Here is a 14,414-nt window from a genome sequence, read left to right as displayed (position 1 = left end):
GATACAAAAAATGATTTCCTCAGGGCAAAACAATAATATCTGCGATCTAGACACTGGCGTATGTGAGGCACCGATACTTTCCTCCGATGCGAGTGCCGCACAAAAGAAAGTCTCAAATCTTGAGATCGTCTATATCGGCGACCCGATGTGTTCGTGGTGCTGGGGGATTTCCTCTGTTGTGAAGCAACTTCAATCCTACTGTGACGAACAAGGTTTGTCTTTCTCTGTTGTTGTTGGGGGGCTTCGTCCCGGGGGCGGCGATCCTTGGAATGACCAATTCAAAAATTTCTTGCGTCATCACTGGGAAGAGATCGGCCAAAGAACAGGGCAAGCGTTTCGTTTTTCCTTATTTGAACGGTCGCACTTCAATTACGACACGGAACCCGCGTGTCGGGCAGTTGTGACAGCGGGAACCTTGTTGAATTCTAAGAACGACAACAACAAGACACTTTATGCTTTGTTCGCTGATATTCAAAAAAAATTCTATGTTGATAACGCCGATCCTGGTGAAGAAGAGTTCTATCGTTCTATCTGCGAAGACTACGGACTTTCATTTGAAGAGTTCCGTCGTATTTTTCAAGCTCCCGAAACAAAGAAAAAAACTTTTGAAGAGTTTCAACGCAACCGCAGTTGGGGTGTACGAGGGTATCCCAGCTTTGGGCTTTTGAAGGACGGCAAGTTTGAACTTCTTGCCGTTGGGTTTACGGATTTTGAGAGGATTCTGGAGCGGTTGAAGAAGGGGCAAGCATAGGGCGCGACCAAAGTTAGCCGCGCCGCACTTCAAAAAGGTACGGCGTACCTCCGCCGTCGGTTATTTGGATTCGATGGCGGAGATGACGGCGGTGATGACTTTTTTGCCGTGATCAACGTGACTTTTCATTTGTGCGGGGTCTTTTAAGGAGCCCAGCATTTCTTCGGGAGCGAAGCTCATCGTTTGGAAGATTTCAAAAGTTTTGGCGATGTCGTCACCGTGATCGCGGCGCAGACTTGGAGGCACCATCTCTAACAAACGAGAGATCTCGGTGGCGGCGCCACCTGTTCCGGAAGCTTCTCCTAAAACTGTGTAGAAGATGTTTGTCATCTCTGCGCCCACTTTGCGGTAGTCGCCCTTTTGCAAAGCTCCGTCGACCCTCTTATAACGTTTTTGTACAAGGTCTTTCAGACTGCGACGACGACGTCCCCAACCAAATTCGTTTTGCGCCTTTAACAAAAGCCCCAAAGACATCACTCCGTAAACCAAGGCCCACAGCCACGGTTTGTAAACGATGCTCGCCGCGGTCGAAGGCTCCCACACCATGATCGGATCTGGAAGCCTGTTTTCTACAACCTTCTGGGGCGCAGCAGGCTTGGTCGTCTCCGCCAAACGTGATGCTGAACCCACCGGCGCATTGGGATTATTTACGATGCTCAACGTGATCGCTTGAGTCGTCTTGGTGTAGTACTTCTTCGTGTGAGGATCAAACATGCTGATACTCATTGCGGGAATAACCATGCTGCCCTCTTGACGAGGAATCACCAAAACTTCGAACTCTTTATAACTGCGCCCGTTTTTAAAAAACTTAGATTCTGACTTCGTATCGTACTGCTCAAGTCCTGTGGGCAAATTCAATACTGGAAGGTCAATCAGCTTGGCATTTCCGGCGCCCTCAAAGCGCACTTTAAGACTGAAGGGCTGATTCACCGGAGCCGTCGTGTTTTCAACGCTGGCATGCACCTCAAATTGCCCAACCGCACCAGTAAAGTCAGAGGGACGCCCTTCGACGGGAAGAGGCTTTACCTTGATGGGAACTCGCGCTGAGCTTTTGGTGTATTCATAAGGGCGACCGTAAAATCCTCCCAAACCTTGAGCGGGCAAACGAACGCGAGACTTGATTTTGTATTCATCGATGACAGCGGTCCCGGCTTTAATTGGAAACAACGCATGGGAAGCAAGCAAAGCTTTTTTCCAAGGAACGCCATTTACGATTTCTTCCGAAAACTGGATGGAGGGAACTTCCTCGATAATCTCTTTCCAAAAACCTTTTAGGCTAGGGAACTTCAAACGATCCAAGGTTTCCATCTGTCCGCGAGTATAGATGTACCAGTTCACGGTGACTTGCTCGCCCTCATAAACTTCCGTTTTATCAACCTCTACCGAGATGAAAAACGCTTCATTGGGATTGGTGGGAAGACTTCGAAAAGCGGCTTCCGGCAACCCTACAGCTGACGGCATATTTTCGTCAGGGGCCATTTGCCCCATCTGCTGTTGTAAAAGTCTTTGGCGTTGTCGTAAAAGCTGATTGAAGATTTCATCTTCCGCCTGATCCATGGACTCAAACGGGTCTTCCATCGGAGGCATCCCCGGAGCTTGAGGAACCGCACGTTTTCGGGGGCCAGGACCCACGGACTGCGTTCCAACCTTTATGACGATGGGTTGAGTTCGAAAGACCTTGCCGTTGACCACCACTTCAAAAGAAGAAACGCTCAGTGTTCCCGTCTTTTTTGCTGAAAGCATATAGTGGAACTCTTTGCGTCTTTGCGTTTCAAACTGCATCCCTTGAGGACCATTCACTAACTTTTGCGCCACGGCCGTCGACTGCCAGTTATTCAAAAGATCAAACCCATCCAAATCCGGAATACGCGGATCTTGAACATCCACATCATCCGTCGACACCACCGCGACCGTCAGAGTGAACGTATCACCAACTCCCATTTCATTGCGATCCACCGTGGATTGCACCGTGGTGTTGGCGTGGGCGAATAAACTAAAAAAAAGGAAACTCAGAAAGAACAGGAAATTACCAGTCTTTGTCACGCGGCTGCTCCTTCACTTCTTTACGATTGTATTCAGCACGAATCTTTTCTTCTTGCTGCTTTAGTTCTCCGAGGATCTTCTTCACATCCCCTTCGGAAAGTTCTTTACCCTGGAAAGGACGAGGTTTGTATTTGGGAGACTGTTGAACCTGTTTGGGTTCTTCTTTTTTGTCTTTCTCATCCTTTTTATCGCTCTGATCTTGCTGTTGCTGCTGCTGATTTTGATTCCCTTGCTGGTTCTGCTGTTGCTGATTGTCCTTCCCTCCCTGCCCCTGTTGGGATTGAGTGAGAAGTTCAATGTTGGTTTTCGCCTCAACAGAAGAGGGAATAATCTCTAGAGCTTTTTGATACAGAGCAATCGCCTCATCAATTTTTTTGGCTTTGCCCAGAAGCTGCGCCTGATTAAATCGCGCCATAAAGACCAACGGAAGATCTTGGGCCTTCACTGCCAACGCTTCGGCCTCTTTGTAGGATTGGATCGCTTTCTCGGCCTGTTGCAGCCCCTCAAGACTCAGTCCCAGATTCAAATGCAAGGCTCCGGCAAAAGGGTCATAACGAAGGCCTTCGATATACTTATCCATCGCAGGACCGAAATTCTGAGCCTTGAGACTCTTATTTCCTTCCCGATTTAATTCCAACGTCCGCAAATGAGGGCGTCCCGGTCCACAGGAGGTCAGAAGCAGCGACAACACCAATAAGGGAATAGCTCTCACGATGATCATGCTGGCGGCACCTCATAACGGCCCTTCCAGAAACGGAAGGAGCTGCGTCTTTCTCCGAGGAAAAGTTCCAGAAGAGCCACCACAATCCCCAACAACAAAAGAGCCTGAAAACGCTCTTCATATTGAGTGGCCACCGTGGAATCAAATTGAGTTTTCTCAAGCTTCGTGATGTCTTCAACCAGAAGTTTCGTTTGATCTCCCCCGAAGGTCGCAAAATAAAAACTTCCCTTGCCCGCTTCCGCCAGGGCTCGCAAGGCATCGCCCTTAACCGTCGTAAGAATCGTTTGTCCCTGACGGTCTTTCTTATAGCCTTTTAAAAATCCCATGCCATCGCGTACCGGAATGGCTCCGCCTTTTTCAGTTCCATACGCCAAAGAAAATATGCGAATGCCTTCACCGGCCATTTTCTTGGCTTCTTCCAAAGCTCCTGGCTCGTGATCTTCCCCGTCAGACGCCAGCAAGATCACGCGTGTTACTTTCACGACTTCATCGGTTGTGACCCCACCTCGTTCAAAAGCTTCCTTGGAAACTTTCAAGGCTTCAGTGAAATTGGTTCCCTGCGAAGAAACCGAGTTGGCCTCTAAAGACTCCAGATACATTTTGATCGCGCCAGGATCATTGGTCAAAGGTGACAAGAGGGCCGCTGATCCCGCAAAGGCCACGACGCCCACTTTGTTTCCCGGCATCAAATCCACCAAACGACTGAGTTCCGCTTTGGCCTGAGCCAGCCGAGAGGGCTTAACGTCTTCTGCCATCATACTTTCAGACACATCCACCGCGAAGATGATTTCCACGCCTTCGCTTTTTACTTCCTGCTGACTTTCCCCCATTTGCGGACGAGCCAACGCCAGAACGAAGAAGAAAACAGTTAATACCTGCAACAGAGTTTTGAAGGAACGTTTTTTATTGGATACCGAGCTTGATAAAAATGGATACAGTCGGCTTCCAATCGCCTGCTGCATACGCTTGCGAGAAAGGCGATCAAAGAAATAGCCGACAACCAGGATCACCGGAATCAACCAGAGGTAGTTAAAAGCCGCGATGTTTTCAAAACGAAACATTATGGCACCCTCCTTAACCAAGACCGTCCCAGAAGAATCCCGACCAGATAAAGAATAATAGCCGTCATCAGATAAGGAGGAAACTTCTCTGTATAGTTTGTAAACTTATTCACATCAATTTTGGTCTTTTCAAGATTGTCGATGTCATTAAAGACCTTTTTCAAAGACCCTTCGCTGGTCGCACGATAGTACTTTCCACCCGTTTCCGAGGCCATGCGACTTAAAAGATCCTCATTCACCGTGCTTTCAAAGGGCTGATAGGTTTTAATTTTCTGACCGAAAATGTCGCGCGTATAGACAGGAATACGCGTCGGACCGTCTTTCCCGATTCCAATAGAATAAACTTTGATTCCATAACCTTTGGCGATCTCCAAACCTGTTTCCGGGTCGATCGTGCCGGAGTTATTCTCTCCATCCGTCATAAAGATCATGACCCGGCTTTTAGCTTGGGAATCCTTCAGGCGCCCCGCCGCGTTCGCCATCGAAACACCCAAGGCCGTTCCGTCTTTAATCTTCGCACTGGAGGCACTGGTAATCTCGCCCACACGTTGCAGAATCAACTGATAGTCCAAAGTCGGCGGAACCAGCGTAAATGATTCTCCGGCAAAAACCACCAAACCGATACGATCGGAACTTCGCCCCTCGATGAACTTCTTGATAGTTTCTTTCGCTGCTTCCAAACGGTTCAGCGGCTTCATGTCCTCGATCAGCATACTGTCAGAGACATCCAAACAAATAACTATATCGATGCCTTCCACATTTTTACGAATCTTGGTGTTCATCGTCTGCGGACGGGCCAAAGCCACAATCGCAAAAACAAGAGCCCCCGCCTTCAGCAAGGTCGGCACATTCATCAAACGCGTGCGCAATCCCGGAGTCACCGACTTTAAGAGTTTCACCGAGCCAAACTGCAAGGTCGGTGTTTTCTTTTTCTTATTCCACAGTGTCCAAACCAAAATCAGCGCTAATGGAAGGAGCAGCCAAAAAGCCCAAAGAGAATGATAAGTCATGGCATTCTCTCCATCTTTTCAACCAAAACACGCGTGTGCGTGGAAATATTCAAGACATCCCGCTCTTTTAAGTTGGCCTTGTCTTGAAAGCCGCGCTCATACTCTTTAAGAAGTTTTTTAAGTTCGTCGCCGTATTCCTGGAACATTTTTTTATGATGTTTCTTAAGATCTTTTAAGACCAGTCGGTCACCCCACTCTATGGCAGGAACTTGATAACGACGGGTCAAATAAAGCTTAAACATGCTGTGCGTTTCTTCCAGGCATTGAAAGATATGATCTTCCTCCGCCTGCGTTCCAAAGAACACGGTATTGCTTCTTTGCAAGCGACGGAAACTTTGATGGAACTGCGCCAACGGAGTCAACGCAGAGTCGTGCTCCTTAAGTCGTTCCAGCATGTTTCGTCTTTGCACCGTACGGTAGATCTTGCTGATAAAAATCAAAATAACCACACCGACAAGTCCCGCCAGCAGGGCCCAATAAAGCATAGGCACCGGCATCTGTGCAGGTCCCACGGGACCATAAGGCTCTTGTTTGGTTTCCGGCTGTCCCGGCTCGGGCTTCGGCAAAACACTTTCAACCTGATACTGAACCGGCCCCAAACTCAAACTGTTGGTGCCGTCACTCAACTGAAGATCCTGATACTGAAATTGACCGGCCTTATAGGCCGTGATCTTGATGTCCGCCTGAGTCGGGGACCTGAACTCAAAACCCAAAAGATGGATCTGATACTTTTCTTCGGGTTTTAAAATAAACTGAAGTTTTTCCTGGGCAAGATTTTTCGGGAACTCCCCGTCACAGACTAAAAGAAACTCGCGCCCGACGGTGAGCTCGTTGTCTTTTAACCCCGCGACAGCAGGGATCTCTGTTTTACACTGAATCGTTGCCATCACTATCTCTTCTTAAAAAATGCCACCAGGGGATTCACATAATCTTCACTGGATCTCACATCCACACGTTCTACCTGCGACAAACGCAGCAACCGATCTCTCTGGTCTTTTTGCTTTAAAACGGACTCCTCATACTGAGCGCGAAAGCTCGCCGAAGAGGTGTCCACCGTCAGCACTTCTCCCGTTTCCGCATCCTGGACCTCGATGACACCCATTTGCGGCAAAGAATATTCTGCGGCGTCATTCACCACGCACGCAACCACGTCATGTTTTCTTCCTAACAAACGAAGACTTTGATCAAAGCCCTCGTCCATAAAATCACTGAAAACAAAAATGGTGGCTCGCTTCTTTAAAATTCCCTGCAAATAGGTAAAACTGGAAGAGAGTTTTGTGCGATGACTTTTGGGTTGGTAATAAAAAAGATCCCGCAACAGACGATGCACATGGCCCCGTCCTTTTTTGGGCGGAACAAAGTGTTCCACCTGGTCACTGAAAAGTAACAACCCCACTTGGTCGTTGTTTTTAACCGCAGAAAAAGCCAAGAGCGCCGCCATGTGAGTCATCACTTCGCCCTTAAAATAAGGACCCGTTCCAAAATCACTGGAGCCACTGACATCCACGGCAAGGATCAAGGTCAGCTCACGCTCTTCTTCAAAAGTTTTAATATAGGGTTTCCCCGTTCGAGCCGTGAGCGGCCAGGAAATACTTCTCACGTCATCGCCCGGCACATACTCCCGGAAGTCCGCAAAAGTCATCCCTTGGCCCTTAAAGGCCGTGTGGTATTCACCCGCAAAGAGATTATTCACAAGCTTCCTTGTGTTGATCTCTAAGAGTTTAACTTTCTTTAAGACCTCAGGAGGCAAACTCACTAGGGCACCTCAATTTGACTTAAGATTTCCTTGATGATGTCGTCTGTTTTAATATTTTCCGCTTCCGCTTCATAGGTCAGAATCAAACGATGTCTCATCACATGATAAGCGATCGCCTTCACGTCTTCCGCCGTCACATAACCGCGACCACGAATGAAGGCATGAGCCTTCGCCGCGCGATACAAGCTGATCGTCGCACGTGGTGAACCACCCACATTGACCAGATTGGCGATACGGCTCAAACCGTATTCACCGGGCTTACGCGAAGCCATGATGATTTCGACAATGTAGTTTTTAATTTTGTTATCAACATAAACCTGATCGGCCCGCTGTGATGCCCGCAGAAGATCTTCTTTAGAGATCACCGCATTGACTTCAGGCTTTTCGTTCGTGCCCATGCGGTTTAGAATCTCAAGTTCCTCGCCTTTACCTGGGTAAACGACGTTGATCTTAAACATAAAACGATCCATCTGGGCTTCGGGAAGAGGATACGTTCCTTCTTGCTCTAAAGGATTTTGCGTTGCCAATACCAGGAAGGGATTTGCCAACTTGTAAGACACGTCGCCAATCGTCACTTGCTTTTCTGCCATCGCCTCTAGCAGAGCCGATTGAACCTTCGCAGGGGCGCGGTTGATCTCGTCAGCCAACACGATATTGGTGAAAATGGGTCCCTTGCGCGGAGCAAATTCTCCTGATTTTGGATTAAAGATCATCGTCCCGATGAGGTCTGTGGGCAGAAGATCCGGCGTGAACTGAATCCGTTGAAAGTCCAAAGAGATGGATTTAGAAACGGTCGCAATCGTCAAGGTCTTCGCCAAACCTGGCACACCTTCTAAGAGAATGTGTCCACCGGTGAGAAGACCCATCATGATGCCCTCCACCATTTCCTTTTGCCCAACGACAACTTTGTTGATTTCAGCCATCATTTTTTCGATGAATTGGCTTTCTTGCTTGATCGCGGCATTGAGGGCCATTATGTCAACTTCACTCACGCTGTATCCTCCTAAAGAGATTAACTTACTTATTTCACAGTTTTCCCTTAAAGTTCGCAAGCTTAGACTTTCTAAAGCAGCGCTTCCTCTACCCTTGCCAAGGGACCAATAAAGTGGGACAAATTTTATATGATCAACAACAATACAAAAGTCTGGATATTTATTCTCACAAGTTCCCTCGCGCTGCTCGTTTTGGGCTATGAGTTGGGCGAACGACTAGGGTTGTTGATAGGATTTCTCTTCGCCCTCACCTTGAACTTCTTTGTCTTCTTTTACGGAGAAAGTCGCGTTCTTGCAAAACTCAATGCCAAAAGAGTCAAAGGACAAGATGCCTGGGGCCTTATCGACAAGGTGCAAAGGCTTTCGGCCGAACTTCATATGCCAGCACCCGCGATTTATATCACCCCCCACACCTCCGCTAACGCGTTCTGCGTGGGACACTCTTGGAAGAGAGGTTCTTTAGGTTTCACGGCCGGCCTTCTGCAAAAGTTAAATGATGACGAGCTAGAATCCGTGGTCGCCCACCAACTGTGTCACATCCGTCGTTTAGATACTTTTGCATTTGGCGTGAGCAGCGCCCTCGCGAACTCTGTTGTGGGCTTGGGGCAATTTTTGGATTCAATTTTACCTTATAAATTGCAGTTTTTTATGCCCATTCTTTCTCCGGTGGGTTGGTTCATTATCAAGTGCGTGGTGGTTGAAAAGTCCTTCTTCGAAAATGACCTGATGGCTTCCCATCTTTTGGACAGCCGCCATCGCCTTGGCGAAGTTTTGTGGCGCATGGAGGGACTGGCGCAAACCATGCCTCTGGAAGTTCCCCCCTGCACAAGTCACCTTTTCATGGTGAATCCCGAGGGTTTTAAACAAAAGAATTTATTTTTGAAATCTCACCCAGCCATTGAGGTGCGTTTGCAGAAGTTGATGGGCTACTATCCTATCTAATTCGCAATGAACTCGCGACCTTGACAGGGAGATTTCAAAGCTCACATTTAGACAAGGTGTTATTATGGGTGAAAAATTAGAAGCCTCTTTTTCAGTACTTATTATGTCTATTGCTTCATCGGCTGTCATGGCCATGGGGCTAGCTCCACATCCTCAGTCGGGAGAAGTGAGCAAAGATAAGAACATGGCTCGTTTTAATATCGACCTTCTGCTGGTTCTTCAAGAGAAGACCAAAGGAAATCTCTCTGGCGATGAAGCCAAATTTTTGGAAAACTTAATCAGTGATTTGCAAATGAAGTACGTTTCCATCTAGAGGAGAACTGTATGAAAAAATCGTTATTTCTTGCACTGGCTTTTATTTTGGCGGCGCCGACAACTCAAGCACAAAGCCTTCCCAAAGATCCTCCCAAGCTGAAGCTGAGTGAGCCTTTGCCTGGGAATCTTTTTGTGGAGTTGGCAAAAGCCATCAACCCTGCGGTCGTCAACATCTCGACGACGGCTTTACCTAAAAATATGCCGCGCGGTCGCGACCCCATGTTGGAAATGCTGGAACAACTTTATGGCTTCCGCATGCAACAGCCGCAGCAACAACAGCGCCCTCAACAGATTGGTTTGGGAACAGGCTTTATCATTCGCGAAGACGGTTTGATTATCACCAACAACCACGTGATTGCGGGAGCTGACATCATCAATGTTCAGCTCAGTGAAAACTCCAAGGATATCTACGAGGCAACTCTGATTGGAAGTGATGAGCGAACGGACATCGCTTTGATTAAGATTGCGCCGAAAGGAAAACTCCCCGTGGCGGTTTTGGGATCTTCCAAAGATCTTGAAGTCGGCGAATGGGTCGCGGCGTTCGGGAATCCCTTTGGCCATGGGCACTCGATGACTAAGGGAATCGTTTCCTCCAAAGGGCGGGACATCACCGAGATCAATAAAATCCCTCTGATCCAAACTGACGCTAGCATCAACCCTGGAAACTCAGGCGGTCCCTTGGTGAACACCAAAGGCCAAGTGATCGGCGTGAACTCGGCGATCGATGCTCGCGCGCAAGGGATCGGCTTTGCCATTCCGATTGATGACGTGAAAACCATCCTGCCAACTCTTGAAAGCAAAGGCCGCATCGCCCGTGGTTACATTGGCGCGGCTCTGGGGGATCTAGATCCCGAAGCGGCCGAGTATCTAGGACTGGGTGACGTGCGTGGTGCTGTGATCACCAACATGGATCCTCGTGGCCCGGCAGCTAAGTCCGGTTTGAAAGTTTACGATATCGTGACTGAATTTAACGGCAAAACGATCCGCAGCTCTTTAGAGTTGATCGATGCCGTGAGTGACGCCCCTATTGGCAAAACCGTGAAAGCAAAGATTATCCGCAACAACAAAGACATGAACGTGAATGTCAGTGTCGCGGAAAGAGCAGACGACCGCCGTGTCAGGCCCGCTCAAGCAAAAACTTACCAAGGTCAAAAGGCTCCTTTCAACTTGGGCTTCACAGTTATTGACCCCACTCCAGAACTTCGTAAAGAATGGGGCCTTCCTGAAGATATGACCCAACCCGTGATCATCGAAACAGAGCGCGCGTCTGTTGCCAGCCGAGGAGGACTTCGCGTGGGGGATGTCGTTCTTGACGTAAACAAGAAGCCCGTGGACTCTAGCAAAGACGTACTTAAAAACCTCAAAAAAGGACAGAACACCTTGCGCATTGCTCGCAACGCACGCATCCAAATCATCAACATCGAAGCCAACTAAAAAAGGTGCCTGGTGACATTTTCTAACCACGGCGCCCCACAAAGCCCCTCCGACGAGGGGCTTTTGTATTTTTGTGCTTTACCAATCGGCAACTTGTCTCAAAAAGAGCCACAGTGGTAACTCCTTACCGGCAAATTAAAAAATTCCTCGACCTAGGTCTTTAGTTTTTCTGGGCGTCGCCGAGAAGTTAATTGGACCATAGTATGGCTCCAGGTGTGCAACTAAGAATGGCAACAAGAAAGGGACTCTATGAAAGTCACCGAGGTCAAAGTATTCCCAGTCAACGAGGACCGACTCAAGGCCTACGTTTCAATCACTCTCGACAACTGTTTTGTGGTGAGGGACTTGAAGGTCATTCAAGGAACCAGCGGCCTTTTCGTCGCAATGCCTAGCAAAAAGCGCAAGGACGGCCAGTTCCGCGACATTGCCCACCCGCTCAACCAGGAAACTCGCACAATGATCGAGGATCTGGTTTTTGAAGCTTATGAAAAAGAATTAAAATCCATGGGAGAAACTTTAGTAAATCTGAAACGCCAGAAAGCGCCTAACAGCGACTACGGCGAAGACTACTAGGGGAAGTTCCCTGCTCACACGCCAGCTTGTTTTTTTATGTGGAGAAAACAAGTCGACGGCGGCTTCCAAACCCCATGGACCCTTTTAGCCCTCCAGGCCAACCTGGCGGGCTTTTTCTTTAAGGTGCCTGCTTCTTTTCTTCAGTCCCCACCGCATCATGCATTGACGCAATGTATCTCACCTTGCTTTTCGTCCCCAAAATCCGTAATTTAGCGATTCGCAAGTCATCTTGTTGGGGTGTCGACAAGTTGGTAAGTCAACAGATTTTGATTCTGTCATTCGCAGGTTCGAGTCCTGCCACCCCATCCATTTAACCCATCTCGCAAATTTACAAACGGCAGACTCAAATCCGATCCGGCAGCCCTCGGGGGCAACGCTGGAGGCCTGCTCATGTCCAAAATCTGCTCTGTTTTCTTATTTTTACCTCTATTTATCGAAATAACATTGTCCGCCCTTGCCTCCGAAAGATTGAATTCGATTTCAAGTCTGCCGGGCGTGTAGGTCAAATTCCCAATAACTTTTCTTAGAAGTCTTCTCTGCACTGCGGGCGCGGTCTTCGAGAACCCTTTTTTGAACTCCGAAATACGTTCCTTAATTCCATGAACCACCTCTTTCGCATCCAAAAGCCCCTCTTCTTGAGCTTTCACATCCAAAAGTAAAAAGTTTAGGTCATTTCGTTTTTCCGCCAATTCCTCCAAATGCTTTACCGCGAGCTTTAAAGCTTCAGTTCCTTCTTGCAGCTTGGCCTGCATTCGGAAAGTCGCTGAAATTTCACTATCAATGTCGGCAAGAGTCTTTTGAATATTGTCTGATCGTTCTTTTAATATCTGCGGTTCTTCCTTGATTGATTTAACCAAGGCCATCTCGATCTTATCAAGATATCCGGCCTGCCAAATTGTTGTGGACAGATATTTGATGACCACTTCTTCAAGCTTATCCGCACGGACTCTTTTAAAAGAACATTTAATGTCCTTCATTTTTCCGGAATGGGTATAGTGCCTGTAAACGCCATCCCTACCATGAGCAGAATGCCCATGCAGACGCCCACCACATTCTTTACAATAAAGTCTCTGGGAAAGAAGAAATACCCGGAACTCCGCTGCAGACATCCTGCGACGTTCAAGAAGCATATTTTCTTCAAGCACTTTTTGGACCTCATCGAAGATTCTCTTTGGGACAATTCCGGGCCAAGAGGCCTTTACGACTTGATACCTCTGCCAGGGCTTCAAGAAATCTTGTTCCTGATTTTTATTCTTTTTATTCACTTCCTTTAGACCGACATACGCAATATTACCAAGAGTCAATTTTAAAGACGTATGGCTCCATTGTGACTTTTCAATTCCTTTTTGCGCTTCGGACACCGCAATCTTCGGCGACATTCTAAGACTATTAATGACCTTAAGAGTCTTCGCGATACTTCCTTGCTCAAGGAATGTTTCAAAAATCAATCGCACATCTTTAGCTTCCTCCTCGTTGACAACGAGTAAGCTATTTTTTTCCGGGTGGCGATCATAACCAAGAATGGAACGAGCCCCATTGACCAACCCGCGAACCGCGCGCGAATGACAATTGATGGAGACTCTCTCGGAAGTTTGTTCGCGCTCAAATTGAGCCATATTCACGACCATGTTCATCATCAAGCGCCCCGCGGGTGTTGATGTATCAAACTGCTCTTTCATTGAAAGATAGCTCGCGCCATATCTTTCCAGCTCCTTTAAAAGAACCTGAAAGTCATGGGTACTTCTATTCAGGCGAGAAATATCATGCACTAAAACCAAATTGATTTTTCCACTACGAACATCTGCCATCATTCGTTGATACTGGGGACGCTTGTCCGTTCCTGCCGATAGGCCTTCCTCGACATAGAACTCAACGATCTCACCCCATTTACTTAATTCCTTATTGCGGTTCTTAACGAACTCCACCATGCGGTATTTTTGGGTATCAAGCGACCCTTCAAAGACTTGTACCTGCTTATCAGTTGAGACTCGGATATATGCGCCAATTTTATGCTGCTTGTTCATATTCATCCTCCTTTCGCGATGGTCTTCCCTTTTTCCGCGCCAGCAAGAGAACCTTCTTTAGGATTTCTTGTACTTCCTGGGTTCGTTCTTCAAATGAAGCATCCGATTCGACTTTAGGAATCAGAACGACTTCGATATCATCAGCCACCAGCGATAGGGGATCGGGCTTACGCCCCCTACTCATTAGAGTCCTTTGTAATCTTCGCAACGTGAGCCTTCAAAAGTTCAATTAACTCATTGGCTTTACGAGGCGAGGACTCCCCCAGTATTTCCATAACGGCCATTGCCAATTTACTTGGGTTCCGCGTGCCAGCTTCAATACGGGATACAACCTCTTTCCCTGATAACCCCAAGACCTCTGCCAACTCTCCTTGAGTCAATTCCAACTTCTCGCGAATCTTCCTAAATCTTGCAGAACTCACGCTGCTTCCTCATTTCTTTCAAGTTGACCATTGGTTAACTTCTCAGTCAAGCCTCTTTTGCCCTTCCTTGGAGCATTAGAGGTTATATTCATTTGCCCCATTAAAGCAGCTTTAAGCTCTGTTGGGACACTGCCATTTTGCTTTGCCTTTTTTAGAATAGCCTCTAACAAGGCAATTTCATTAAAAAAGGTACCGCGAATCTGCTGAATTTCGACGTCAGAAAAGCTCTCAATAAAACGAGTTAAAATCCAACTTGCCACATCTTGTCGATTTACGCGACCCGCATCAAAACCATCATTCACTTTGCTAACGACTTGGCTAACAGCCTCTTCTGCTTCTTTTGTTACCGTGATCTTTGCGACCAATTCCT

16 protein-coding genes and 1 tRNA gene are annotated in these 14,414 nt (G+C 47.6%); 6 read left to right on the top strand and 11 right to left on the bottom strand.

From position 1 onward, the window contains the following. Positions 1 to 10 precede the first annotated feature (10 nt). Positions 11 to 751 (top strand): DsbA family protein, encoded by a 741-nt coding sequence (locus ACM64D_RS02425; protein WP_415061595.1) that lies wholly within the window; start codon positions 11 to 13, stop codon positions 749 to 751. 60 nt (positions 752 to 811) lie between these two features. Here the strand turns inward: ACM64D_RS02425 and ACM64D_RS02420 are convergent, their stop codons facing one another. The 7 genes from ACM64D_RS02420 to ACM64D_RS02390 are packed head-to-tail and all read right to left on the bottom strand — an operon-like array spanning position 812 to position 8,316. Beyond that, on the bottom strand, positions 812 to 2,794 hold the full coding sequence (locus tag ACM64D_RS02420; protein WP_415061594.1) for a BatD family protein: 1,983 nt from the start codon (positions 2,792 to 2,794) through the stop codon (positions 812 to 814). Then, positions 2,778 to 3,515 (bottom strand): tetratricopeptide repeat protein, encoded by a 738-nt coding sequence (locus ACM64D_RS02415; RefSeq protein WP_415061593.1) that lies wholly within the window; start codon positions 3,513 to 3,515, stop codon positions 2,778 to 2,780. The genes ACM64D_RS02420 and ACM64D_RS02415 overlap by 17 nt, the downstream gene beginning before the upstream one ends. Continuing rightward, positions 3,512 to 4,576 (bottom strand): vWA domain-containing protein, encoded by a 1,065-nt coding sequence (locus ACM64D_RS02410; protein ID WP_415061592.1) that lies wholly within the window; start codon positions 4,574 to 4,576, stop codon positions 3,512 to 3,514. Before ACM64D_RS02410 ends, ACM64D_RS02415 begins: the two co-directional genes overlap by 4 nt. Next, a complete protein-coding gene (locus tag ACM64D_RS02405) occupies positions 4,576 to 5,586 on the bottom strand; it encodes a vWA domain-containing protein (protein WP_415061591.1) in 1,011 nt (336 codons plus the stop codon). The genes ACM64D_RS02410 and ACM64D_RS02405 overlap by 1 nt, the downstream gene beginning before the upstream one ends. Beyond that, positions 5,583 to 6,473, bottom strand: a complete 891-nt coding sequence (locus ACM64D_RS02400; protein WP_415061590.1) for a hypothetical protein — start codon at positions 6,471 to 6,473, stop codon at positions 5,583 to 5,585. The genes ACM64D_RS02405 and ACM64D_RS02400 overlap by 4 nt, the downstream gene beginning before the upstream one ends. A gap of 2 nt (positions 6,474 to 6,475) precedes the next feature. After that, the gene (locus ACM64D_RS02395) at positions 6,476 to 7,342 is read right to left on the bottom strand and encodes a DUF58 domain-containing protein (RefSeq protein WP_415061589.1); all 867 of its coding nucleotides are present in this window, start codon (positions 7,340 to 7,342) and stop codon (positions 6,476 to 6,478) included. Beyond that, positions 7,342 to 8,316, bottom strand: coding sequence for an AAA family ATPase (locus ACM64D_RS02390; RefSeq protein ID WP_415061618.1), 975 nt, complete (start codon positions 8,314 to 8,316; stop codon positions 7,342 to 7,344). The genes ACM64D_RS02395 and ACM64D_RS02390 overlap by 1 nt, the downstream gene beginning before the upstream one ends. Before the next feature lie 147 nt (positions 8,317 to 8,463). Here ACM64D_RS02390 and ACM64D_RS02385 point away from each other — a divergent pair, with 147 nt between their 5' ends. From ACM64D_RS02385 to ACM64D_RS02365, 5 genes are all read left to right on the top strand, one after another. Continuing rightward, entirely contained in the window at positions 8,464 to 9,276 is an 813-nt protein-coding gene (locus ACM64D_RS02385) for a M48 family metalloprotease (protein ID WP_415061588.1), read from the top strand. Positions 9,277 to 9,340: 64 nt separating this feature from the next. Further along, complete coding sequence (locus ACM64D_RS02380) at positions 9,341 to 9,589, top strand: DUF1844 domain-containing protein (protein WP_415061587.1); 249 nt, start codon at positions 9,341 to 9,343, stop codon at positions 9,587 to 9,589. 11 nt (positions 9,590 to 9,600) lie between these two features. Further along, the gene (locus ACM64D_RS02375) at positions 9,601 to 11,025 is read left to right on the top strand and encodes a trypsin-like peptidase domain-containing protein (RefSeq protein ID WP_415061586.1); all 1,425 of its coding nucleotides are present in this window, start codon (positions 9,601 to 9,603) and stop codon (positions 11,023 to 11,025) included. A 249-nt stretch (positions 11,026 to 11,274) separates the two neighbouring features. Further along, positions 11,275 to 11,598 (top strand): septation regulator SpoVG, encoded by a 324-nt coding sequence (gene spoVG / locus ACM64D_RS02370; RefSeq protein WP_415061585.1) that lies wholly within the window; start codon positions 11,275 to 11,277, stop codon positions 11,596 to 11,598. Positions 11,599 to 11,831: 233 nt separating this feature from the next. Continuing rightward, positions 11,832 to 11,907, top strand: a tRNA-Gln gene (locus ACM64D_RS02365). Here ACM64D_RS02365 and ACM64D_RS02360 read toward each other — a convergent pair. Genes ACM64D_RS02360 through ACM64D_RS02345 form a run of 4 tightly spaced genes read right to left on the bottom strand, consistent with a single transcriptional unit; the run spans position 11,874 to position 14,409 of the window. Then, positions 11,874 to 13,622 (bottom strand): recombinase family protein, encoded by a 1,749-nt coding sequence (locus tag ACM64D_RS02360; RefSeq protein ID WP_415061584.1) that lies wholly within the window; start codon positions 13,620 to 13,622, stop codon positions 11,874 to 11,876. The two genes, ACM64D_RS02365 and ACM64D_RS02360, sit on opposite strands and share 34 nt — an antisense overlap. Continuing rightward, positions 13,606 to 13,806, bottom strand: coding sequence for a hypothetical protein (locus tag ACM64D_RS02355; RefSeq protein WP_415061583.1), 201 nt, complete (start codon positions 13,804 to 13,806; stop codon positions 13,606 to 13,608). The genes ACM64D_RS02360 and ACM64D_RS02355 overlap by 17 nt, the downstream gene beginning before the upstream one ends. Further along, on the bottom strand, positions 13,799 to 14,044 hold the full coding sequence (locus ACM64D_RS02350; protein ID WP_415061582.1) for a helix-turn-helix transcriptional regulator: 246 nt from the start codon (positions 14,042 to 14,044) through the stop codon (positions 13,799 to 13,801). The genes ACM64D_RS02355 and ACM64D_RS02350 overlap by 8 nt, the downstream gene beginning before the upstream one ends. Beyond that, positions 14,041 to 14,409 (bottom strand): hypothetical protein, encoded by a 369-nt coding sequence (locus tag ACM64D_RS02345; protein ID WP_415061581.1) that lies wholly within the window; start codon positions 14,407 to 14,409, stop codon positions 14,041 to 14,043. The genes ACM64D_RS02350 and ACM64D_RS02345 overlap by 4 nt, the downstream gene beginning before the upstream one ends. Between the last annotated feature and the right edge of the window lie 5 nt (positions 14,410 to 14,414).

The sequence above is a fragment of the Bdellovibrio sp. genome, from assembly GCF_047637665.1.
Classification (GTDB): domain Bacteria; phylum Bdellovibrionota; class Bdellovibrionia; order Bdellovibrionales; family Bdellovibrionaceae; genus Bdellovibrio.
This window is presented reverse-complemented; position numbering and strand designations above follow the sequence as displayed.

What these genes read in the sequence shown, in the direction of transcription:
- ACM64D_RS02425 (WP_415061595.1), top strand. Translation starts at nt 11, where the DNA reads ATGATTTCCTCAGGGCAAAACAATAATATCTGCGATCTAGACACTGGC.
- ACM64D_RS02415 (WP_415061593.1), bottom strand. Translation starts at nt 3,515, where the DNA reads ATGATCATCGTGAGAGCTATTCCCTTATTGGTGTTGTCGCTGCTTCTG.
- ACM64D_RS02410 (WP_415061592.1), bottom strand. Translation starts at nt 4,576, where the DNA reads ATGTTTCGTTTTGAAAACATCGCGGCTTTTAACTACCTCTGGTTGATT.
- ACM64D_RS02405 (WP_415061591.1), bottom strand. Translation starts at nt 5,586, where the DNA reads ATGACTTATCATTCTCTTTGGGCTTTTTGGCTGCTCCTTCCATTAGCG.
- ACM64D_RS02400 (WP_415061590.1), bottom strand. Translation starts at nt 6,473, where the DNA reads ATGGCAACGATTCAGTGTAAAACAGAGATCCCTGCTGTCGCGGGGTTA.
- ACM64D_RS02390 (WP_415061618.1), bottom strand. Translation starts at nt 8,316, where the DNA reads ATGGCCCTCAATGCCGCGATCAAGCAAGAAAGCCAATTCATCGAAAAA.
- ACM64D_RS02385 (WP_415061588.1), top strand. Translation starts at nt 8,464, where the DNA reads ATGATCAACAACAATACAAAAGTCTGGATATTTATTCTCACAAGTTCC.
- ACM64D_RS02380 (WP_415061587.1), top strand. Translation starts at nt 9,341, where the DNA reads ATGGGTGAAAAATTAGAAGCCTCTTTTTCAGTACTTATTATGTCTATT.
- ACM64D_RS02375 (WP_415061586.1), top strand. Translation starts at nt 9,601, where the DNA reads ATGAAAAAATCGTTATTTCTTGCACTGGCTTTTATTTTGGCGGCGCCG.
- spoVG (WP_415061585.1), top strand. Translation starts at nt 11,275, where the DNA reads ATGAAAGTCACCGAGGTCAAAGTATTCCCAGTCAACGAGGACCGACTC.
- ACM64D_RS02360 (WP_415061584.1), bottom strand. Translation starts at nt 13,622, where the DNA reads ATGAACAAGCAGCATAAAATTGGCGCATATATCCGAGTCTCAACTGAT.
- ACM64D_RS02355 (WP_415061583.1), bottom strand. Translation starts at nt 13,806, where the DNA reads ATGAGTAGGGGGCGTAAGCCCGATCCCCTATCGCTGGTGGCTGATGAT.